The organism is Thermomonospora sp. CIF 1 (genome assembly GCF_001896795.1).
GTDB classification, from domain to species: Bacteria; Actinomycetota; Actinomycetes; order Streptosporangiales; family Streptosporangiaceae; genus Thermomonospora; species Thermomonospora curvata.
In genome coordinates this window covers 501,149-522,023 of record NZ_MOYN02000021.1, presented here as the reverse complement: position 1 = coordinate 522,023, position 20,875 = coordinate 501,149, and the positions used below count along the sequence as shown (strand labels likewise).

General features: G+C 69.7%; 18 protein-coding genes and 1 tRNA gene. 7 read left to right on the top strand and 12 right to left on the bottom strand.

Annotation, left to right across the window (positions count from 1 at the left end):
* Positions 1-16: 16 nt before the first annotated feature.
* Positions 17-361, top strand: a complete 345-nt coding sequence (locus BUE48_RS15670; protein WP_012853493.1) for a DUF485 domain-containing protein — start codon at positions 17-19, stop codon at positions 359-361.
* Positions 358-1,968 (top strand): monocarboxylic acid transporter, encoded by a 1,611-nt coding sequence (locus BUE48_RS15665; RefSeq protein ID WP_286990298.1) that lies wholly within the window; start codon positions 358-360, stop codon positions 1,966-1,968. The genes BUE48_RS15670 and BUE48_RS15665 overlap by 4 nt, the downstream gene beginning before the upstream one ends.
* Positions 1,969-2,326: 358 nt before the next feature.
* Here BUE48_RS15665 and BUE48_RS15660 read toward each other — a convergent pair whose 3' ends face one another.
* The 5 genes from BUE48_RS15660 to BUE48_RS15640 all read right to left on the bottom strand — a co-directional run bounded on the left by BUE48_RS15660 (position 2,327) and on the right by BUE48_RS15640 (position 7,454).
* Positions 2,327-3,598 carry an ABC transporter substrate-binding protein gene (locus BUE48_RS15660; protein ID WP_012853491.1) on the bottom strand — a complete coding sequence of 424 codons (1,272 nt, stop codon included), beginning with the start codon at positions 3,596-3,598 and terminating at the stop codon, positions 2,327-2,329.
* Between the two features lie 53 nt (positions 3,599-3,651).
* The gene (locus tag BUE48_RS15655; RefSeq protein WP_012853490.1) at positions 3,652-4,746 is read right to left on the bottom strand and encodes a branched-chain amino acid ABC transporter permease; all 1,095 of its coding nucleotides are present in this window, start codon (positions 4,744-4,746) and stop codon (positions 3,652-3,654) included.
* The gene (locus BUE48_RS15650; protein WP_012853489.1) at positions 4,739-5,629 is read right to left on the bottom strand and encodes a branched-chain amino acid ABC transporter permease; all 891 of its coding nucleotides are present in this window, start codon (positions 5,627-5,629) and stop codon (positions 4,739-4,741) included. Before BUE48_RS15650 ends, BUE48_RS15655 begins: the two co-directional genes overlap by 8 nt.
* Positions 5,626-6,504 carry an ABC transporter ATP-binding protein gene (locus tag BUE48_RS15645; protein ID WP_012853488.1) on the bottom strand — a complete coding sequence of 293 codons (879 nt, stop codon included), beginning with the start codon at positions 6,502-6,504 and terminating at the stop codon, positions 5,626-5,628. Before BUE48_RS15645 ends, BUE48_RS15650 begins: the two co-directional genes overlap by 4 nt.
* A 152-nt stretch (positions 6,505-6,656) precedes the next feature.
* Positions 6,657-7,454 (bottom strand): ABC transporter ATP-binding protein, encoded by a 798-nt coding sequence (locus BUE48_RS15640; RefSeq protein ID WP_012853487.1) that lies wholly within the window; start codon positions 7,452-7,454, stop codon positions 6,657-6,659.
* A gap of 209 nt (positions 7,455-7,663) precedes the next feature.
* Here BUE48_RS15640 and BUE48_RS15635 point away from each other — a divergent pair, with 209 nt between their 5' ends.
* The gene (locus BUE48_RS15635; protein WP_286990293.1) at positions 7,664-8,908 is read left to right on the top strand and encodes a PucR family transcriptional regulator; all 1,245 of its coding nucleotides are present in this window, start codon (positions 7,664-7,666) and stop codon (positions 8,906-8,908) included.
* Positions 8,909-8,920: 12 nt separating this feature from the next.
* On the opposite strand, the gene BUE48_RS15630 is transcribed toward BUE48_RS15635, so the two are convergent.
* From BUE48_RS15630 to BUE48_RS15620, 3 genes are all read right to left on the bottom strand, one after another.
* Positions 8,921-9,514, bottom strand: a complete 594-nt coding sequence (locus BUE48_RS15630; RefSeq protein WP_286990291.1) for an Rv1733c family protein — start codon at positions 9,512-9,514, stop codon at positions 8,921-8,923.
* Positions 9,515-9,597: 83 nt separating this feature from the next.
* On the bottom strand, positions 9,598-11,133 hold the full coding sequence (locus BUE48_RS15625) for an MFS transporter (RefSeq protein ID WP_012853484.1): 1,536 nt from the start codon (positions 11,131-11,133) through the stop codon (positions 9,598-9,600).
* 14 nt (positions 11,134-11,147) lie between these two features.
* Positions 11,148-11,840: an LppX_LprAFG lipoprotein gene (locus BUE48_RS15620; protein ID WP_012853483.1), complete on the bottom strand. Its 693-nt coding sequence runs from the start codon at positions 11,838-11,840 to the stop codon at positions 11,148-11,150.
* A 166-nt stretch (positions 11,841-12,006) separates the two neighbouring features.
* Between BUE48_RS15620 and BUE48_RS15615 the strand changes: the two genes are divergently transcribed.
* Positions 12,007-12,080: transfer RNA gene (locus BUE48_RS15615), tRNA-Ile, on the top strand.
* Positions 12,081-12,200: 120 nt separating this feature from the next.
* On the opposite strand, the gene BUE48_RS15610 is transcribed toward BUE48_RS15615, so the two are convergent.
* A complete protein-coding gene (locus BUE48_RS15610; RefSeq protein ID WP_286990288.1) occupies positions 12,201-12,404 on the bottom strand; it encodes a DUF397 domain-containing protein in 204 nt (67 codons plus the stop codon).
* 586 nt (positions 12,405-12,990) lie between these two features.
* Here BUE48_RS15610 and BUE48_RS15605 point away from each other — a divergent pair.
* Together BUE48_RS15605 and BUE48_RS15600 are read left to right on the top strand one after the other, a co-directional pair.
* Positions 12,991-13,809 carry a helix-turn-helix domain-containing protein gene (locus BUE48_RS15605; RefSeq protein ID WP_286990286.1) on the top strand — a complete coding sequence of 273 codons (819 nt, stop codon included), beginning with the start codon at positions 12,991-12,993 and terminating at the stop codon, positions 13,807-13,809.
* Complete coding sequence (locus tag BUE48_RS15600) at positions 13,797-13,994, top strand: DUF397 domain-containing protein (RefSeq protein ID WP_286990284.1); 198 nt, start codon at positions 13,797-13,799, stop codon at positions 13,992-13,994. The genes BUE48_RS15605 and BUE48_RS15600 overlap by 13 nt, the downstream gene beginning before the upstream one ends.
* A gap of 525 nt (positions 13,995-14,519) precedes the next feature.
* On the opposite strand, the gene BUE48_RS15595 is transcribed toward BUE48_RS15600, so the two are convergent.
* From BUE48_RS15595 to BUE48_RS15585, 3 genes are read right to left on the bottom strand one after another with little or no spacing between them, the layout of a single operon-like run.
* Positions 14,520-15,164: an SLATT domain-containing protein gene (locus BUE48_RS15595; protein WP_012853479.1), complete on the bottom strand. Its 645-nt coding sequence runs from the start codon at positions 15,162-15,164 to the stop codon at positions 14,520-14,522.
* Between the two features lie 4 nt (positions 15,165-15,168).
* On the bottom strand, positions 15,169-18,615 hold the full coding sequence (locus BUE48_RS15590) for a WD40 domain-containing protein (RefSeq protein WP_286990281.1): 3,447 nt from the start codon (positions 18,613-18,615) through the stop codon (positions 15,169-15,171).
* A gap of 15 nt (positions 18,616-18,630) precedes the next feature.
* Positions 18,631-19,026, bottom strand: a complete 396-nt coding sequence (locus BUE48_RS15585; RefSeq protein ID WP_286990279.1) for a metallophosphoesterase family protein — start codon at positions 19,024-19,026, stop codon at positions 18,631-18,633.
* Between the two features lie 270 nt (positions 19,027-19,296).
* On the opposite strand from BUE48_RS15585, the gene BUE48_RS15580 reads away from it, so the two are divergent.
* On the top strand, positions 19,297-20,706 hold the full coding sequence (locus tag BUE48_RS15580; protein WP_286990277.1) for a S28 family serine protease: 1,410 nt from the start codon (positions 19,297-19,299) through the stop codon (positions 20,704-20,706).
* The last annotated feature ends 169 nt before the right edge of the window (positions 20,707-20,875 follow it).

Below are 20,875 nucleotides of genomic sequence, written 5' to 3'. Positions count from 1 at the left end.
AGCCGAGGAGGTAGTCGTGACCGTCGAGAAGGATCTGGACATAGGCGGGACACCTTATGAACGGGTGCAGCGCACCGAGGGATTCCAGCAGTTGCGGCGCCGCTTCCGGGCCTTCGTGTTCCCGGCCACGGTGGCGTTCCTGGCCTGGTACCTGCTGTACGTGGTGCTGTCGGGGTGGGCCCGCGGCTTCATGGGCACCCAGGTCATCGGCTTCATCAACGTGGCGTTGATCTTCGGGCTGCTGCAGTTCGTCTCGACCTTCACCATCGCCTGGCTGTACGCCCGGCATGCCGGCAGGAAGCTCGACCCGATGGCCGCCGAACTGGCCGCCCAGGTCGAGCGGGAAGGGGTCCGCGCGTGAGCCACCAGACTCTGGCCATCGTGCTGTTCCTGGCGTTCGTGGGCGCCACGCTGGCGATCACCGTGTGGGCCAGCCGGCACACCAAGGACGCCACCGACTTCTACGCCGGCGGGCGCTCCTTCTCCGGCGTGCAAAACGGCCTGGCGATCGGCGGCGACTACATGTCGGCCGCCTCCTTCCTGGGCATCGCCGGGATGATCGCCCTGTACGGTTACGACGGTTTCCTGTACTCCATCGGCTTCCTGGTGGCCTGGCTGGTGGCGCTGCTGCTGGTCGCCGAGCTGATGCGCAACTCCGGCAAGTTCACCATGGCCGACGTGCTGGCCTTCCGGATGAGCCCGCAGCCGGTGCGCACCGCCGCCGGGATCTCCACCATCACGGTGTCGATCTTCTACCTGCTGGCCCAGATGGTCGGCGCGGGCGCGCTGGTGGCGCTGCTGTTCGGCTTCACCTCCGAGTTCGCCAAGGGCGCCACCATCGTGCTGGTCGGCGCGCTGATGATCATCTACGTGGTGGTCGGCGGCATGAAGGGCACCACCTGGGTGCAGATCGTCAAGGCCGTGCTGCTGATGGGCGGGGCGACGCTGGTCACGCTGCTGGTGCTGGCCAAGTTCGGCTTCAACCTCTCCACCCTGCTGGGCGACGCCGCCGAGCAGAGCGGCAAGGGCGAGGCGTTCTTGGAGCCGGGGCTGCGGTACGCCACCGACGCCCAGGGCCTGGCCGGCAAGCTCGACCTGATCAGCCTGGGGCTGGCGCTGGTGCTGGGCACCGCGGGCCTGCCGCACATCCTGATCCGCTTCTACACCGTGCCCACCGCCCAGGACGCCCGCAAGTCGGTGCTGTGGGGCATCGGCATCATCGGCGTCTTCTACCTGCTGACGCTGGTGCTGGGCTTCGGCGCGGCGGCGCTGGTGGGCAGCGAGGCGATCCGCGAGGCCAACCCGGCGGGCAACACCGCCGCCCCGCAGCTGGCCGAACGGATCGGGCAGCTGATGCTCGGCGACGTGGGCGGCACGGTGCTGCTGGCGATCATCGCGGCGGTGGCGTTCGCGACCATCCTGGCGGTGGTGGCCGGCCTCACCCTGGCCTCCTCGTCCTCCTTCGCCCACGACCTGTACGCGCACGTGTTCCGGCGCGGCAAGGCCACCGAGAAGGAGGAGGTGCGGGTCGCCCGGATCTCGGCCCTGGTGATCGGCGCGGTCTCGATCGTGCTGGGCATCTACGCCCAGCGGCTGAACGTGGCGTTCCTGGTGGCGCTGGCGTTCGCGGTCGCCGCCTCCGGGAACCTGCCGGCGATCCTCTACAGCCTGTTCTGGAAGCGCTTCAACACCGCCGGCGCGGTGTCGGCCATCTACGGCGGGCTGGGCGCCGCGGTGCTGCTGGTGATCTTCTCCCCGGTGGTCTCCGGCTCGGAGAAGGCCCTGTTCACCGGCGCCGACTTCGCCTTCTTCCCGCTGGAGAACCCGGGCATCGTCTCCATCCCGTTCGGCTTCCTGTGCGGCTGGCTGGGCACTGTGCTGTCCAAGGAGCACAACGCCGCCAAGTACGCCGAGATCGAGGTCCGCTCGCTGACCGGGGCCGGCGCCGAGAAGGCGGTCACCCACTGAGCAACCCCTGAAGATCCCCACAGACCTCCGGTCCCGCCCGATAAGAATGTGGCGCTCGGTGGGCGGGACCGGAGAACGCCGGGCACCGGCCTCTCCCGCTCCGGGGCCGGTGCCCGCCGCTGTTCCACAGGGCCGCGGGTCTTGTCCCCGCCCGGCCGGGCGGCCGGCGCAAGGCCCGGACGGGAAGACGCGCACCGGCAAGGGCGCCGGTGCGCGTCTTTCGTCTGCGGGTTCCGCCCGTGGGTTCCGCCTGCGGGCTCCCCGACAGGCCCGCCATGCCGTCTGCTGCGGCCCGGATACAGGTGAGCGCGGCGGACGGGCCGTCCGCCGCGCTCAACCGGCCGGGATCAGAACCGGATCAGAAGGTGCCGACCGGGACCTGGTAGTTCTTGGCCAGCTCCGACTCGAAGGCCTGCTCGACGATCACCGCGCCGCCGGTGGCCTTCTCGTCCGGCTTGATGATGTAGGTCTTGCGGGTGGCCGGCTTGTCGAAGTAGGTGAAGTTCATCGGGGTGCCCAGCCCGTCGTCGGCGTTGGCCTCCGAGCGGTGGGCGTTGATCAGGCCCTCCCGGGTCAGGTCCTTGTTGGCGCAGGCCTTCTCCAGCGCCGACACCACGATGGAGGCGCCGCCGTAACCGTTGACCACACCGCTGTCCAGCGGGTCCTTGGGGTACTTCTTGGAGTAGGCCTCGGCCAGCTTCTTGATCGCCGGCAGGTCGGCGCTCATCGGGGCGCCGGCGGTGGCGATGAAGAAGCCCTCCACCAGAGCGGGCTTGGCCGGGGTGGCCAGCAGCTGCGGGGAGTAGGCGGAGTTGCTGCCCAGGATCGGCTGCTTCATGCCCTGGGAGCGGGCGATGCCGGCCAGCGAGGCCGCCTGCTGCGGGCCGGCGCTGAGCAGGATCGCGTCGACCTTCTCCTTGGCCAGCGCCGCGACCTGCGACTTCATGTCACGGTCGGTGGGCTTGATGGGCAGCTCGAAGACCTCCAGCCCCAGCTGCTCGGCGGCGTACTTGGTGCCGCGCAGCGCCGAGCCGCCGTAGTCGCCCTCGAAGTAGACGTGGCCGAGCTTGTCGCCCTTCTTGATCAGCTTCTTGTCCATCAGCCACTGGACACCGTTGATCATGTCCACGTCGTAGGTGGTGCCGGTGACCTGGATGTACTTGCTGCCCAGCAGCGCGGTGGTCCAGGCGCTGGGGATGGTGAACATCTTGTCGGACTCGATGCGCTGCTTGACCGCGCTGACCATCGGCGAGCCGAGGAAGTGCGGGATCGCCAGCACGTTGTTGTTCAGCTCGGTGTAGATGGACACCGCCTTCTGCGGGTCGTAGCCGTGGTCGCGCACCACGGCCTCGATGGTGCGGCCGCAGACGCCGCCGCGCTGGTTGACCTCCTCGTAGTACAGCTGCTGGGCCTGGGTGATGCTCTTGCCCAGCGGCGCGTACACGCCGGTCAGGTCGGTGGCGATGCCGAGCTTGATGGTCTTGTCGGTCACGCCGGGGCCCTGCTTGACGCCGTCGGGCCCGGTCGCCTCGGAGCCACCGGTGGCCTTGTCGCTGGAGCAGCCGGCTGCGGTGGCGGCCAGCGCCAGCGCAACCAGCGACACGGCCGCCGAGCGAAGGGTTGATTTCATGGTGTTCGCTCCTCGGATTCCTTGTCTGAGGGGGGTGGTTGAGTGAGGATTTGTCAGGAGGGTCGAACCTTCCGGCGGAGCGCCAGGGACGTGCGCAGACGCATCCACAGCCCCATCAGCCCGCCGGGAAGGAAGAGGATCACCGCGATGACGACGGCCCCGTAGAGGATCCGCGAGGCCTGGGCGGCGTCCAGACCGCCGGAACCGGATGCGGCGATCAGCGGCAGGGCGTCGCTGTAGCGGGTGAACAGCGGCGGCAGCATCGACACCAGCACGGCGCCGACGATCGAGCCGGCCACCGTGCCGAGCCCGCCGATGACGATCATCGCCAGGTACTCCAGCGACAGGATGAAGCCGAAGTAGTCGGGCACGGTGCGCTGGAACGCCAGCGCCAGCAGCACACCCGCCAGACCCGCGTACATCGACGACAGCACGAACACCGCACCCCGGTAGCGGGCCACCGGCACGCCCATCACCCCGGCGGCGATCTCATGGTCCCGGATGGTGTTCATGGCCCGCCCGGGACGGCCGCGCAGGATGCCGCGGGCGATCCAGGCCGCCGCCACCAGCAGCACCAGGTTCAAAAACCACAGCTTCTCCAGCGCCCGGAACGGCACCTGCAGCACCACCAGCTCGGGGGTGTCGGCGAAGACGAACCCGAAGATCTCCAGCGGCGGCACCTCCCGGCCGTTGGAACCGCCGGTGACCGCGTGGGCGTTGTGCAGGATGTGCTGGCCGATGAAGATCAGCGCCAGGGAGGCGATGCCCAGGTAGGTGCCCTTGAGCCGGCCGGCGATCGGGCTGAACAGCCCGCCGGCCACCCCGGCCAGCGCGATCGCCAGCACCGCCGCCACCGGGGTGGGCAGGCCCCACCCGGACAGGTGGTGCGCCGAGTCGGGCTCGGCGGCGAAGTACACATACCCGTAGGCGCCGATCGCCAGGAAGAAGGCGTGCCCCAGCGACAGCTGCCCGGTGGAGCCGGTCAGCAGGTTCAGCCCGATCGCGCCGATGGCCGCGGCCATCGCGAACAGCCCGGCCTGCATCAAGAACGGCTCGGCGTAAAACGGCAGGATCACCATCACCGCCAGCACCGCCGCCAGGCCGGCGAGCTGCAGCGGCGACATCCGGGAACGGCTCAGGCTAGACACGGGCCAGCTCCCTCGTTCCGAACAGCCCGGCGGGCCGGATCAGCAGGATGATCACCATCACCAGGAACGGGGCGACCTCGCCGATGCCGCGGCCCAGGAAGGACAGCTCGCTTTGGTAGCCGGTGGCCAGCGACTCGGTCAGCCCGATGATCAGCCCGCCGACCAGCGCCCCGGTGGTGGAGTCCAGCCCACCCAAGATCGCGGCGGGGAACGCCTTGAGCGCCGCCAGCGAGGTCGTGCGGTCCAGACCCGGGGTGGGGAAGACGGTCAAGAACAGCGCCGCCACCGCGGCCAGCGCGCCCGCCACCGCCCAGGCGCCCGTGGACACCCGGCCCAGCCGGATGCCCATCAGCGCCGCGGTCTCCCGGTCCTCGGCCGCCGCCCGCATGGCGATGCCCCAGGAGGTGTAGCGGAACGCCAGCAGGAAGCAGGTGATGAGGGTCGCCGCGGTCACCAGCGCGGCGATCCGGGTCTGGGCGATGCTGATCCCGCCCAGGTGCACCACCTTGCTCTGCCACGGGTCGCCCATGGCCAGCACATCGGTGCCGATCTGCCGGGTCAGCTCGGTGGTCATCAGGATGTCCACGCCGATGGTGACGATCGCCAGCACGTGGTGGTCGCCGGCCCGGGAGCGGCGCAGCACCAGGAACTCCACCAGCGCCCCCAGCACCGCCGCGCCGGCGATGCCGACCAGCAGCGCCGGCCAAAAGCCCAGCTGCCCGTGCAGCTTGGCGGTGATGAACCCGCCGGCCAGCAGCAGCGAGGCGTGGGCGAAGTTCACCACTTCGGTGGCCTTGAAGATGATCACGAAACCGAGGGCGATCAGCGCGTACACCGAGCCGATCGACACCCCGTTGACGACGAGTTCCACAAAAGTGGTCACGACTGCTCCCCGCTCGCCTCCGGCGCGCCCTGAGGCAGCGCTCCTTCTCGCACCCCCGCTTGCGCCTGGCCGGGTGCGCCCTTGGCCATGACGACGCCGTCCTGCTGCTGGACGGCCTGCTCGCCCAGGTAGGCGCGGATCACCTCGGGGTCGTTTTGCACCTGCGCGGGCGGACCGGAGGCGATCTTGCGGCCGAAGTCCAGCACCGTCACCTGGTCGGCCAGCCGCATCACCATGCCCATGTCGTGCTCGACCAGCAGGATCGAGATCCCCAGGTCGGCGCGGGCGGCGACGATGACCTCGGCCATGGCGCGCCGCTCCCCGCCGTTCATGCCGGCCACCGGCTCGTCCAGCAGCAGCAGCTTGGGCTCCATCGCCAGGGCGCGGGCCAGCTCGACCCGCTTTTGCACCCCGTAGGGGAGCATCCCGACCGGCGCGTCCAGGTACTCGGCGACGCCCACGAAACGGGCGATCTCCCGCACCCGCGCCCGGTGCCGGGCGTCCTCGCGGCGGGCGTGCGGCAGGTGCAGCCCGGTGCTGAGGAAACCGGCCCGCATCAGCCGGTGCCGCCCGAGCATCACGTTGTCCTCGACGCTCTGGAAGCGCGACAGCGCGATGTTCTGGAACGTGCGGGCCACGCCCAGCGCCGCGATCTTGTGCGGCGGCATCCGGGTCAGCTCGGCGCCGCCGAACCGCACGCTGCCGGAGGTGGCCTTGTACACGCCCGACAGCACGTTGAAGCAGGTGGACTTGCCGGCGCCGTTGGGCCCGATGATGGCGTGGATGCTGCCGGGCTCCACGGTGAAGCCGACGTGGTCCAGCGCGGTGATCCCGGCGAACTTGACCGTCAGGTCGGTGACCTTCAGCTCGCTCACCGGGCACCGCCTTCGGGATATGCGCCCGCGCCGGGCGTGCGCCTTGCCGGGCGGCACGGTCGGCGGGGACGGCCTGCGCGTCCGGTAGCGGTCACGGCACCCTCCGGTGATCTGCGGTGTGGGGTTCGGGGTGGACGGGGGGACGGTCGCGATCAACCGGCCCACCTTTCGAGCGTGGGCGGACGCCGGAATTCCGGCTGCAGCTCCTCCTCGCCGCCGACGCCCAGGTAGCGGCGGCGCACCTCGTCGCTGGCGGCCAGCTCATCGGCCGGCCCCGACAAGGTCACCCGGCCGACCTCCAGCACGTAGGCGGTGTGGGCCAAGCGCAGCGCCAGCGCCGCGTTCTGCTCGATGAGCAGCACGGACGTGCCCTGCCGGTTGATCTCGGCGATGGTCTCGCCGATCCGCTCGGCCATCAGCGGGGCCAGCCCGAGGGTGGGCTCGTCCAGCAGCAGCACCTTGGGCCGCGCCATCAGCGCCCGGCCCATGGCCAGCATCTGCTGCTCACCCCCCGACAGCAGCCCGGCCCGCTGCTTCGCCCGTTCGGCCAGCACCGGGAACAGTTCCAGCACCCGCTTGCGGGCGGCGGCCGTCCCCGAGCGGTCCCGGGCGCCCAGCGCCCCGGCCCGCAGGTTCTCCTCCACGGTGAGCCGCCCGAAGATCCTGCGGCCCTCGGGCACCTGGACCACCCCGGCCGCCACCACCGCGGCGGGGTGCAGCCCGTCCAGCCGGCGGCCGCCCAGGGTGATCTCACCGGCCTCGATCGCGCCGCGGTGGAACGACAAAGTCCCCGAGATGGCCCGCAGCAGGGTGCTCTTGCCCGCACCGTTGGCCCCCAGCACGGCGGTCACCGCGCCCTCGGGAACCACCAGGGAGACCTCGCGCAGCGCCTGCACGGCCTTGCCGTAGCTCACCGACAGGCCGCCGATCGCGAGCGTCCCACTCGCCATGGCACCTCCCCTTCGACATTCGTGTGGGAGGCACACCAGCATGTGAGCTGTAACACCGTCTAGTGGCTGCGCCAACTCGAGTCGAAGGTCCAACTGAACCCGGTTCAGGATGTGACCGCTCACAATCCGGGCGGCTTTCGGGACACCCGGCGACCGGTCCACGGACGGCCGTGGCAGGGTGAGGCAAACCACGTGAGAGGTTCCACCCGGTGACTGCTACGACCACTGTCCCTTCGGACGCAGACCTGGCCGAGATCGCCCGCATCGCGTCCCGGCGGCTGCTGGAGCGGCTGCCGGAGCTGACCGACCGGCTGATCACCGAGATCGTCGATGAGGACCCCGGCTATCTCGACCTGGTACCGCGGGATGAGCTGTGGCAGACCGTCCACGACATCCTGGGCGAGAGCATCGACCACATGGCCCGCCACGCGCTGGGCGAGGAACCCCCCGTCGACAAGGCCGTCGCCATCGGCCGCCGCCGCGCCGAACAAGGGCTGCCGCTGGAGTCGCTGCTGCGGTCGTTCCGGATCGGCGGGCGGCTGTGCTGGGAGGCGATGATCGAGGTCGTCTCCGCCGACAACCCTCAGGCGCTGCCGAAGCTGCTGCGTTTCGCCGGCATCGTCTGGCACACCAACGAGGTCCAGTCCAACGCGGTGGCCGCGGCCTACCGGCAGACCGAATCAGAGCTGCTGCGCCGCAACGGCGAACGGATGGCCGCGCTGCTGGACGCGCTGCTGGAGGGCCGCGGCGCCGACGGAGGATTGGCCAAGGCCGCCTCCGCCGCGCTCGACCTGCCCATGAACGGCCGCTACGCGGTGGCGGTGCTGCGTCCCCTGCACCGCCCCACCGGATGCGGCCCCGGCTTCGAACGCCCCGAACGCGTCGGCGGGCTGCGCTTCGTGTGGCGGATGCGCACCGACGTGGAGGTGGCCGTGGTCGACCTGGGCGACCGGCGGCCGGCCGATGTGGCGGCGGCACTGGAGCAGCGGTTCGCCGGCGAGGCCGGGATCAGCCCCGCGGTGGACGGCCTGGCCGGGCTGGGCCGCGCCCGCTGGCTGGCCGAGATCGCCCTGCAGACCTGCCGCCCCGGCGAACGGCGGCTGGCTCAGCTGGACGACCGGCTGCCGGCCGCCCTGGTGGTCTCCCAGCCCGAGCTGTCGGGATACCTGGGCGATACGGTGCTCGGCCCGCTGAGCGCGCTGGACCCGGCGGACCGGCAGGTGCTGCTGGAGACGCTGGCGGCCTGGCTGGACTGCGAGGGCTCGGCGGCCCGCACCGCCGCCCGGCTCTATTGTCACCGCAACACGGTCTTCAACCGGCTGCGCCGGCTGGAGCAGCTCACCTCCCGCTCCCTGCACCGCCCCCGCGACGTGGTCGAACTGGCCCTCGCCCTGGACGCGCTGAACCTGGTGGGCCGGGACGGTGCGGCCGCCTCGGGCCGCTGCCGCGGCTGACCGGCCCGCCGCTCAGCTGATGCGGTGGGGGTCGATGCGGGCCCACTCGGCGTCCCACATGGCGTCGCGCACCCGGTCGCAGCGCCGCCGCACCAGCCGGTAGGCGATCAGCAGCGGGACGCCCACCGCCAGCACGGCGCCGCCGGCGGCGTACCCGGCATCGATCACGGTGCGCGAACGCGAGCGGGGCGGGGCGGTCGGCCGCCCGGTGCGGTCCACCCACAGCCACCGGTGGGTCCCGGCCCGGTCGTCCTCCGCGAGCGGCAGCAACCCCTTGCGGACGGTGCCGTCCGGGGCGCGCCAGACCGCCGGGACGACCCGGTTGCCATAGCGCCCGTCCACCACCGCGGGGCCGGTCACCGTGGCGGCAACCTGGCGGCGGGCGGCCCGCTCGTGCTGCTCGGCGCGCACGCCCGACTCATAGGCGCGACCGCCGGCCGCCACCGCCAGCAGCGGGGCGGCCAGCAGGAACACCACGGCCAGCGTCAGCCCCGCCGCCCACTGGATGCGGTCGATGCGGCGGCGCAGCACGTTGCGGTCAAAGCCCAGGCGCCGCCGCAGCCGTCCCAGTCCGGCGGGAATCCTGTCGCCTGCGGGCCGATGCATGATGCCACCTCCCGGGGCGGGCTTCCCCTGAGAGGCCAGGCGTACCCGCTGACGGCGAGCTATTCCCGTTTTCCGGCCTTCTCTCAGCGCACGGCCGCCCGGTCGGCTTCCCGCGGGGCGGACTCGGCCGGCGAGGCGGGCTCCGGGCGGCCCCGCACGGCCAGCGCCGCCAGCGCGCCCAGCGCGCACAGCGCCGCGGTGATCCAGAAGATCTCCCGGTACTCGATGCGCAGCGCCTCCTGCACCGCCGCCTGGTAGGCCGCCAGCTGCCGCTGCGCCTCCTCACGCGGCAGCCCGAACGGCAGCGGCATCGTCAGGTCCGCCGTCAGCGACCGGAACCGATGCAGGCCCCACGCCGACAGCGCCGAGACCCCCAGCAGCATGCCCATCATCCGCGCCACCACCACCGCGGCCGCGGTCACCCCGTGCTGGGCGGCGCGCACCATCCGCAGCCCCGCCGACGACACCGGGGCGATGACCAGGCCCAGCCCCAGCCCGGTGATCACCAGGTCGGCGTCCATGCGGGGCAGCGGCCCATAAGAGGCGGCGGCCGGGTCCTTCGGCCAGGCGGCGATCAGCAGGTAGCCCACCGCGGCCACGGCCATGCCCGCCGCCATCGGCCACCGCTCGCCCAGATGCCGGGCCACCAGCCCGCCCAGCAGCGCCGCCACCGTCAGCGCCCCCAGGAACCGCGCCAGGATCAGCGCACCGCCCAGGGAGTCCTTCCCCAGCAGGGTCTGCGCGACGAGCTGGACGTCCACCAGCGTGACCATCAGCGCCGCACCCGACAGGAAACTGACCGCCAGCGTCGCCAGCAGCGGCCCCCGCCGCGCTCCGCTCAGATCCAGCAGCCGGGTGCGCGCCCGCACCTCCCACAGCACGAAGCACACCAGCACCGCCAGCCCCGCCACCAGCAGCGGCACCCCCCACGGCGGCAGCGGGGAACGGTCCGGCTCCTGGTTGTACAGCCCGGCCACCAGCAGGCCCAGCCCCAGCGCCAGCAGCGCCCCGCCCACCGCGTCCACCTTGGGACGGGGGACGGGACGCACCCCACGCGGCACGGTGACCTGCACCGCCGCCATCGCCGCCAGCGCCACCGGCACGTTGATCCAGAAGATCGCCCGCCAGTCGCCCAGCCAGGCCGCCACGCCCACCCCGTACAGCGGGCCGAGCACGCTGCCCAGCTCCTGGGCCGCGCCGACCGCGCCCAGCACCACCGGACGCTGCCGCTCCTGCCACAGGTCACCGGCCAGCGCCATGGTCACCGGCAGCAGCGCCCCGCCGGCCACCCCCTGCAGCACCCGCCCGGCCACCAGCGGCACCAGCGAAGCGGCCAGCGCGGTCAGCGCCGACCCGGCCGCGAACACCAGCAGGCAGCCGTGCAGCAGCGGCTTGCGCCCGTACCGGTCCGACAACTGGCCCAGCAGCGGCATCGCCGCCACATACCCCAGCAGGAACCCGGTCAGGATCGGGGTGGCCCGCTCCAGCCGGTTGACCGGGATGCCCACATCGTCCATCACCTGCACGAAGATCGTGGTGATGACGTAGGCGTCCAGCGCGGCCAGCAGCACCACCGCGCCGCCGACCCCGATCGCCACCCGGCGCCTCGCCTCGCTCATCAGAGCGCCCCCGCTCAGATCGGGGCCTTGAACCGGTAGTCGGCGTTGAACTCGGTGAAGGTGATCACCACCGCGCCCTTCCCGCCGGAGGGCGGCAGCTCCCCGCGCACCTTCAGCAGCCGGTGGTCGTCGGCGGAGATCCACACCTGTCCCTGCAGGTCCTCATCGACCCCGGGGATCAGCCCTTCGATCTCCTGCTTGGGCAGCGTCACCTTCACCCGGTAGGCGTCCTTGCCGCCCACCTTCTCCCGGGCCTCCGGCTGCGCCCCGCGCGCCGCCGTCAGCAGCTTGGCGATGCCCCGCTCGGGGTCCAGCACCGCCGACGGGTCGTACAGCGACCGGAGCTGCTCCTTGGAGGCCTTCTCGTACCCGCCGGTCAGACCCTTGTAGTACAGGACGTCACCGAGCAGCACGAACTCGGTCTCCATGCTCATCCCCACCTGCACGTGCAGCCGGCCCTCGGCGTCGCCGTTGCGCAGCAGCCGCACCTCACCGCTCTTGACCGGGAAGGAGACCGGATCGCCTTCGGTGGAGATGGTGAAGGCGACGCTCTTGAGATCCCGCATCGAGTTCGACGCCTGCTGGAGCGTCTGCGGCCCCTGCGGCAGCGACCCCTGGGAATCCCCGCCGGAGCCTCCCGAGCAACCGGTCAGCGCCAACGCGCACGCCAGGACGACGGTGGGTATTCGACCTCGGATCCAAGACATAGGGCGGACCTTATCGGCGCCCGCCGGGTAAGTCACTCGGCCCGGAGATGAGATGTCATGTCCGACTGTGTGTGGACATGACATTTCAAGTGGCCCGCCCCTCCGCGCCGCGGCTATCATTGCCGCGGCGAGCATGGGTGGTCACCGCGGCTTCGAGGCTCGTCGGGGGGCGGTAGCTCAGCCGGTCAGAGCAGCGGACTCATAATCCGTAGGTCGTGGGTTCGAGCCCCACCCGCCCCACACCGCTGCTTCCACATGCTCGCCCCCTGTGGGGCTTCCCCGACGTACCGTGACCCTCCGCCGAGGCCGGGCCGACCGAGCGGCCCGATGGTGGGGGCCTGTGCGGCCACATGCTTCCTGTCAGCGGCCGAGGGCGCCGTACTTCACCGCTGCCGGCGGCGAGTGCCACTCGTGGACGGCCGTGAGGAGGCACGGGGCGTCCGGCGCTTTGCTGTCACGGATCGCCACCGCACCGTGGACGGCGGCGATTTCGACGCGGTCACCGCCCCTGTTGCTGTGGCTGCTCTTGCGTCGGGCAAGCGGGGATCGATCACGGTTCACCATCCGCCTCCTTTTCCACCGGCGCAGCGCTCGGCCGCACCTCCGGTCAGCCCGGTGGACGCATTGAGGTTTTCTCAATGAGATACGAAGACAGTCCGGCGCCGCCTTCCGGCAGGACGAAGGTTTGCACGGCCAGTCCCAGACGGAGATGAGGCCACCGTAGGGTCACGCTTGATGCAGTGACGCGGTTACTTGCCCGAGGTTGTCTCGGAAGTGTTGGCGACCGGTTCACTGGTGATCAGAGGCGTATCGTCCAGAATGATGTGCAAATAGCCCCGTTTGTGTGGCTGTTGTCGGGCAAGGGTGTGCACCGGATCAGCGGAGCCGACGAGTCCGTTAGGGCAATGGTCAGGAGTCCAGAGCGCCCGGTACGGCCTTTCTCAGTGCATGGACGCAAGCGTTCATCGATCACCAAGATTTCATTCCCGGGGCCGTGACTTCCTAGTTTTATGGATATTCGGCAACCGGTCGAGTGCGCTTCGTCACAAAGCGAAAGGCAAAGGCTGGGAACTGGCCATGGGTGTCTTCTGTTGCCTTTAACGGGTTTCATCGACGCCCCGGTTGGTTTCATCTACTTGGAAGGACGGCAATGGCCCCTCGACGTAGGCGAAGCAGTGTTTCTCCGCCCCTGCCGGCCTTCGGCCGGCAGCTTCGCCGCTACCGGGAAGAGGCCGGGCTGACCCAGGAGAGCCTGGGCCGCCGCGCCAACAACGGCCGGGGCGTGACCGGCCAGTACGTCGGCCAGGTTGAAAGCGGCCGCACTCGCTGCTCCCGTGAGTTCGCCGAGACCATGGACCGGGAGCTGAAGGCGGGCGGCAGGCTCCTGGAGCTGTGGGACGACCTGGTGCTGGACTCGGCCTTCCCCATCTGGTTCGACTGGCCCAGCATCGAGGCTGAGGCAGTCATGATCCAGCCCCACCAGCCCTTGCCGGTTCATGGCCTGCTTCAGACCCCCGATTACGCGGCAGCCCTCTTGAAGGACAACCGCGAGGCCGTTGAAGCACGTCTTCACCGGCAAAGGATCTTGACCGGATCCGAGCCCCCACCGCCCGTCTTCTCCCTGCCGCTCGATGAGGTGGCGCTCTACCACGAGACCGGGAGCCCTGCGATCACGAAAGAGCGGCTAGAGCATCTGCTGGCCCTGGAGGAGCTGCCCAACATCACCATCCAGGTGGTCCCAAGCCGGGGAGAGCATCCCGGCAACAGCGGAGCATTCAATCTGGCCACGCCGGAGGACAGAAGCGAGGTCGCCTACGCTGACTCGGCCATTCGGGGGTTGACCATCAACGACCCAGACGACCTGGCCACAATCACGACTACTCTCATTGCGGTGAGGTCCTTGGCTCTGCCCTCGGCGCAGTCAAGGGAGATGATCCGAAGAGCGGTGGAGGAGAGATGGAGTCAGTAGACGTGAGGTGGCGCAAGTCGAGCTACACCACTTCCAACGGCGGTGACTGCGTCGAGGTCGCCCGCCTTGCCGAGGGCATCGGCATCCGTGACTCCAAAAACCGGGAGCGCGGCCACCTGACCATGCCGTTCTCCCAGTTCACCGCCCTGCTGGCCCACCTCAAGCAGCGGCCCCCGATCGCCTGACCTCCCGACCGCCCACCAGGTCACCCCTGGATGTTCAAGGGCGGTCCTCGTCTCTTTGTGCTTTGCCCTCAGCCCGACACCCGTTGGCCGGGTTCCCTCGGCTCCCGGCTGCCTGCTCTTCCCTTCTGCCGAAAAGCTTCAGAAGGCGCCCGCTCATGAACCCCTGTGGTACAGAGCAGCCACACGTCCTCCACTGACCATTGAGGTTTCCTCAGCGAATATGGCGCCTGCCTCACAATGCAACACTCTTTCCAGGGCTATGGCACAACTGGCCGGCCTCTGCTTTCCTCCCTCCACACTCACCGCGAGCCGCGCGGTTCTACGGCCCGCTGGGTGACGTCCTGCCTGTGCCCTCGCCAAGGCCTTTGCTCCAGCTCGGCGTCCTCGCCGTCCTTCGGAACGGTGAACCGCTGAGAAAGCTTTGTTCTTGGGGAGCACCAAGGCGCAGGGCGGTGAGGAATGACTTCGCTATGCTGCGTTTACTCCGGGGCCATGAGGTTTTGCAGGCCCTGATGAAATGTCAAGTCAGCGGCGGTTGACCTGGGTCTGCAATTGCAACAGCCCCGACTGAAACTCGGCGATCCACTCCGCGGTCTCGTCCATCATGATCTCCGACAGGTCCAGCACGAAGCCGCGCAGCAGGTTCAGATACCAGGCGACGTCCACCTCGGACTGCCCGGACCGGGCCTCCTCGGCGCTGCGGGCGGCCCAGTCGAACTGGAACTCCTGCAGGCGGCGCTGGATTTTCTGGGCGGTGCGCATATCGCGCATCCACCCCGACGAGATGCCCAGGAAGTGATCGAAGCCGTAGCAGGCCCCGGCCAGCGCCAGCAGCACATAACCCCACCCGCTGGGTCGGCCACCGCCTCCCACCACACTGGCCAGCGGCACCACCCCGCCGGCAGAGCCCAGCGCCACGGCCAGCGCGCGCAGCACCCGCGACAGCGTCCGCCGCCGCACCCGGTCCCGCATGTACCACCCGTACGCCTCCACCGCCCGGGCTTCGGCCTCCTCATAGAGCCGCCGCAGCACCTCCTCGGGCCGCTGCCACTCCTGAGCCTCCGGCAACCGAAACCGCCAGGCCCGCAGATCGCTCTGGCGACCCCGGCCGGTCTCCTCGGCGAGGGCGGGTTGGGGGACGGGCGGCTGGCCCGCTGCGGCAGTGCTCATCGGATCACCCCTCCCGGTCAGCGGGGATCGGCGCATTCCAGGGAATTCGACGCAGCTCGGGCACATACGGATCCAGCTCGCCGGGCTCGAACCGGCACAGCCCGATCGACCACCAGAACTCTCCATTCACGGTGCCGTCCACTTTGTAGATCAGCCCGGTCGCGTCGAAGACAGCGGTTCCGTCCTGGAGCGGGAGGAGTGTGCTGAGCGGGGTTCCACTGGTGATGTCCCAGATGCGGATGGCGCCGTCGCGGCTTGCGGTGGCGAGGTGGTGTCCGTTGGGGTGCCAGGCCAGGGCGCTTACCCAGTCGGTGTGGCCGTGGAGGGTGTGGAGGGTTTGTCCGGTGGTGGTGTCCCAGATGCGGGCGGTGCCGTCGTCACTGGCGGTGGCGAGGTGGTGTCCGTTGGGGTGCCAGGCCAGGTCCCAGATGGGGCCGGTGTGGCCGTGGAGGGTGTGGAGGGTTTGTCCGGTGGTGGTGTCCCAGATGCGGGCGGTGCCGTCGTCACTGGCGGTGGTGATGAGTTTGCCGTCCGGGCTCCACGCCACCGTGGTGTACGTGGCTTGCCGACTGGGTGAGGTTTCCAGCCGGGGTTGCCTGAAGGGTGGGAGAGCAGCTCCGGCAGTGTCGCATTCATCAAGAGCGCCATCGTCCAAGACCGCGCCGAGAAGCGCAGCGCGCTGCCAGCGGGAGCCGGTGACCTTGGCTAGGCGGAGGTCGGCCTGGAACAGGCGGGCGGCTTCAAGGGAAGCATCCCGCAGGTCGGCCCCAGAAAGACTGGTGGCGGTGCCGGAGCAGTAGTCGAGTTTGGCACTCCGCAGGATCGCCCCATTCAGAATCGTCCCATTCAAGGAGGCGTTTCTCAGGTCGGCCCCGGTCAGGTCGGCGCCGGTCAGGTCGGCGTTGTCCAGTCGGCAGTCGCGCAGGTCGGCTCCGTTCAGGTTGGCGTTGCGGAGGTCTAGGGCGGACAGATCCCGGCCCTGTATGTCTGCGCCGCTAAGCCGGATGGCCTTGGGCGGAGCGGAAGGCTGCGAGGTGATGCGGCGCCGGCGCTTCCACAACAGCAGGGCGTTGATCTTGGCGGTGTTGTCCTGTTCGCCGCTGGCCAGCACTCGTTCGGCCCAGGCCACTGCGGTCTGCTCACCGGCCAGGGTGCACAGGAAATCGGCCATCAGCTCCGAGATCGACTGTTGGCTGAGCAGGGCCGGGAACGGCTCGCCTGCGGTGAGCCGACGGGCCGCCTCCTCAGCGACCAGCCACTCCATCACCGAACCGTGGACGAAGCTGAAGCGCTCGTCCTCGCTGCGGGTCAGCAGTGTGCCCGAGCCGATCATGTGGGCGGCCTGCTCGGGGGTGAGCTGACGTTCGGCGAGATTGCGCAGGGCGGCGGCGACCTCGCTGAGGTCGGCCACACCCAAGGCGTCCTCGCCGGATTCCCACAGCCGCAGGGCCAGCACACGCACCGCCTCCCACCGTTCTTCCTTGCTGAGAGTCGGGGGAGAACCGGGCATATGGGCGCGGCCGTATTCGTAGCCGAGCCACTGGTCGAGCAGTTCCCGGTAGAGCCGGGCCGCGCTGATCTCGCCCTCACGGGCCCGGATCCGCTCCAGCCGGGTGCGCTCCAGGCGGGTGATGAAGCCGAGCATCCGGGGGTTGGCCGACAGCCCGAGCAGGTCCTTGACCTCGTCCAGCAGCTCGAACCAGGAGCGGGCGGCGACCTCGTCGCCCTTCAGGCATTTGGTCAGGTAGGCCAGGATCTGGTCTTCGTTGAAGCCTTGCAGCTTGACCAGTTGCCGGCCGGGGATGGTGGTTCTCTCTGAGAGGGCGGTCTCGACCTGTTTGTCGGATAGGAAGTACTGGGTGCGACTGGTCAGCACCACCTTCGCTCGGCCGGTGGCGGCCCGCACCAACTGGCCGAGATGCTCGGCGGCCTGGTCGTAGGTGACGCGCAGGGCCAGCTCGTCGAACCCGTCGAACAGCAGCAGTACCCGCCCTTCGCGGATGAGGTATTGCAGCCGCGGGTGATCGATCCGCTGCTCGCCACCCGCGGTGAGATGGACGGCCAGCAGTTCTTCCAGGCTGTGCGTTTTCTCCAGCGCCCGGAGCTGGATGAAGATCGGGACGACCGGGGGACGACCCTCTTCGTGGATGCGCCGAGCCAGCTCGCGCAGTGCGAAGGTTTTACCGTGGCCGAACTCGCCCAGCAGCACCACGAACCGGCCCTCGGGGTCGGCCACCCACTCTTGCAATCGGGCCAGCAGGTCCGTGCCGGGCTCCTTGATGAACTGGTCGTGGCGACCGCGCAGCAGCGTGTATCGCTGCGGCACATACAGCTCCGGCAGGTAGCTTTCATCGGCCGCCAGCCGCTCGGCCTGGCGCTTGGCGTAGGGGCGCAGATCGACCACGCCTTCGAACTCCAGCAGCGAGCGCACCCACACCCCCTGCTTGCCGGCCCACAGCCGCAGCTCGTCGGGGACGGGCTCGCCCTCATAGACCAGGTGAGAGACCATCGTCGGGTCACCAGGCCGCAGCCGAGCGTCGACCTGGGCGATGAAGACCGCGATGTCCTCGCGCGTCGGCGTCCCCTGGAAGGCGCCGATCGGAAACTGGGAGATCTGAGCCGGGCCTTCCTTCTTGGTCACCCGCAGGTACTCCTGAGGGCGGCCGGGAGCTGGGGCGATGCGTTCGATCCGCGCCTCGGGCCAGTGGAGCGTGCAGATCTCCTGGAGGCGGGCGAGCAGGTCGTCTCGCGGGACGGATGGACCGCCGAACTCGTGGGGGGATCGCTCCCGGTCGTGTCGCGGGTCGGCCGGGGAACGGTCGTCGGCCGAGCGCGGGTCGGGGAAGATCCCGTGGACGTCCTCGAACTGGTGTCGGAACCGCCGCACCCACTCTTCACGGCCCTTGCCGATGCCGGTGTCGCCCTCCCAACGGCGACGTGAGGGGTTGTAGCGGCGTCCGTACACCTCCAGGTGCCCGGCGGTGATCCGGATGAGCTGGTACTGGTTGGGCACCTCCGCGGGGCGGGCCTGCGGGCGCACTCCCGCGCTGCCCGCGCACAGCACCGGCAGGCCGTCCGGGCCGAGGGAGCACAGGGCGGCCTGGTGGGTGTGGCCGTGCAGCAGCAGGTTCAGGGAGGGGGCGAGGAGCTCGGTGAACCTGTCGCGGTCGCGGAGGAAGGCCTCATCCGTCTCGTCGCTGATCTCCGGGTTGTGATGCATCACCCCGATCCGCAGCCAGCCCTCCTCCTTGAAGCGGCGCAGACGGTCGGCGAACCACTGGAGCTGTTCCTCGCCGCAGTATCCGTAGTGGTCCTCCTCCCGATGGCTCTCGGCCATCGTGGAGTTCAGCGCCGCCACCACCGTCCGCAGCTCGGGCATCTCATACAGCGTCCAAGGCTGGTCGCTGAGGAAGCGCACCCCTGGCACGTCGGCGTAGAAGTCGGCGAACATCGCCGAAAATGGCTCCTACTTGGGCCAGTACGGCGGGATCGGCTCGGTGTCGTTGTCCTCGCACTCCTCGAAGTACCGCCGGCACTTGCGTCGGCTGACGTCGTGATTGCCCGGGACCATCACCACCCGGTCGCGGCTCAGGCCAAGACCGTCGGTCAGCTCCTCCAGGAACTCTTGGACCTGCTTGAACTCCTTCGGGAGACCCCATTCGGCCAGGTCGCCGGAGGCCACCACCAAATCCGGACGCAGGCCGTGCTCATCTTCCAGATGACGGACGTCCTTCAGTGTCCGGGCGGCCAGAGACGAGTGGCGCCGATCCCCTGGGGTCAGGCCTTCTTCGCCGAACCTGTGCTCCTTGCCGAACTGCGTGTCGGAGACGTGAAGCACGGTGACGGAACGGCCCTGCGACATCGCCCTCCCCCCGGTGACCAGCCCAAGGGAGCTTCCGTCTCGTCCCGCCAGATCAGCGGCGAAAGCGCCCTAACGCTCCATCCTAGAGAGTTATGGCGCCTGTGTGGCCGATTGCTGGATTGTCGGCGCTGGGAAGCGTGTCCCGATCGATCCCTAAACGGGCAGTTGGTGTGCTACAGGTCGGTAAAGAAACGGACCAGACAAATGGCGCGCTCAGTCTGTCCGCCTCTAGGGTCGCGGCGTCGGGGTCGCGTTTCCTGGGAGGTGCGGATGAAAGTCCGTAGTAGGAGGCTGCTCTCGGCCGTGGCCGTCGCCGGGATGCTGGGCGCGGTGGTGACGGTGCCGTCCCATGCGGCGGTGGGCGACATCGTCGAGCGACTGGAGGCCATTCCCGGCATGCGGGTGCTTTGGGAAAGACCCTCGGGGACTTCTGACTATCGGTTCTTCATGCTGAGTTACCGGCAGCCGATCGACCATCGCAAACCGAATGCGGGGACGTTCGAGCAGCGGCTGACCCTCATGCACAAGGACACCGCACGGCCGATGGTGCTGCACACCTCCGGCTACCACGTGGCGGAGGTGCCGTTCCGGGCCGAGCCGACCCAGTTGGTGGACGGTAACCAGATCTCGGTGGAGCAGCGGTTCTTCACGCCGTCCCGGCCGCAGCCGGCCGACTGGTCCACGCTGAACATCTGGCAGGCGGCCACCGACCACCACCGGCTGGTGAAGGCGCTCAAGCCGATCTACTCCGCCAAATGGGTGTCCACCGGCGGCAGCAAGGGAGGTATGGCCTCGGTCTATCACCGGCGCTTTTATCCCTCGGATGTGGACGCCACCGTCGCCTATGTCGCCCCCAACGATGTCGTCAACGCCCACGACAAGGCCTACGACCGTTTCTTTGAGACCGTCGGCTCCGACCCCGCCTGCCGCAGCGCCCTCAAAAACGTCCAGCGCGAGGTGCTGAAACGCCGGGAGGAGTTCGTGCGGCGCTATGAGGCGTACGCCGCGGAGAACGGCCTGACCTTCGGCAATCTCGGCGGCGCCGACCGGGCGCTGGAGGCCACCGTGCTCGACACCGAATGGGCCTTCTGGCAGTACCGGCTGGAGTCCGACTGCGACTCGGTGCCGTCCACTGACGCCTCCACCGACGAGCTGTGGAAGTTCGTCGACGAAGTGGCGGGCTTCTCCTTCTACACCGACCAGGGCCTGGAGCCGTACCTGCCGTACTACTTCCAGGCCGGCACCCAGCTCGGCTGGCCCGAACCCAAGTTCCGCCACCTCAAGGACGTGCGCCGTTATCCCGGCCTGTACAAGCCGCGCTGGTTCGTCCCGGCCGACCTGCGCAAGCAGATGCGCTTCGACCCCACGGCGATGGCCGACATCGACCGGTGGGTGCGGCACCACGGACGCCGCCTGATGTTCCTGTACGGCGGGAACGACCCGTGGACGGCCGAGCCGTTCCGCCTGGGCCCGGGCACCCGTGACTCGCTGTGGTACGAGGTGGCCGGGCTCAACCACAGCGGCAGGCTGATCCAGTACCTGCCCCAGGAGCAGCGCCGGGAGGCGATCGCCGCGCTGCGCCGCTGGGCGGGCCTGGAAGACGAGGTCTCCTTCCAGCGCGTCCGGCCCGGCCTGATCGACGTCTACGACGAAGTGCGCGACCGGCGTCCCCCGCTGTAACCGCGCGGCCCGCCCCCGGACGGCCTGGCACCCCGTGTCAGGGCCGTCCGGGGGACGGGCGGCACGCCGCATCACCCACGGAACGGGCCTGTCGGGTTTTCAACACGCCGTCTCCACGCATCGAAACGGGAACGCCGCGGCACCGGACACCTTCAAAGCCCCGTCCACG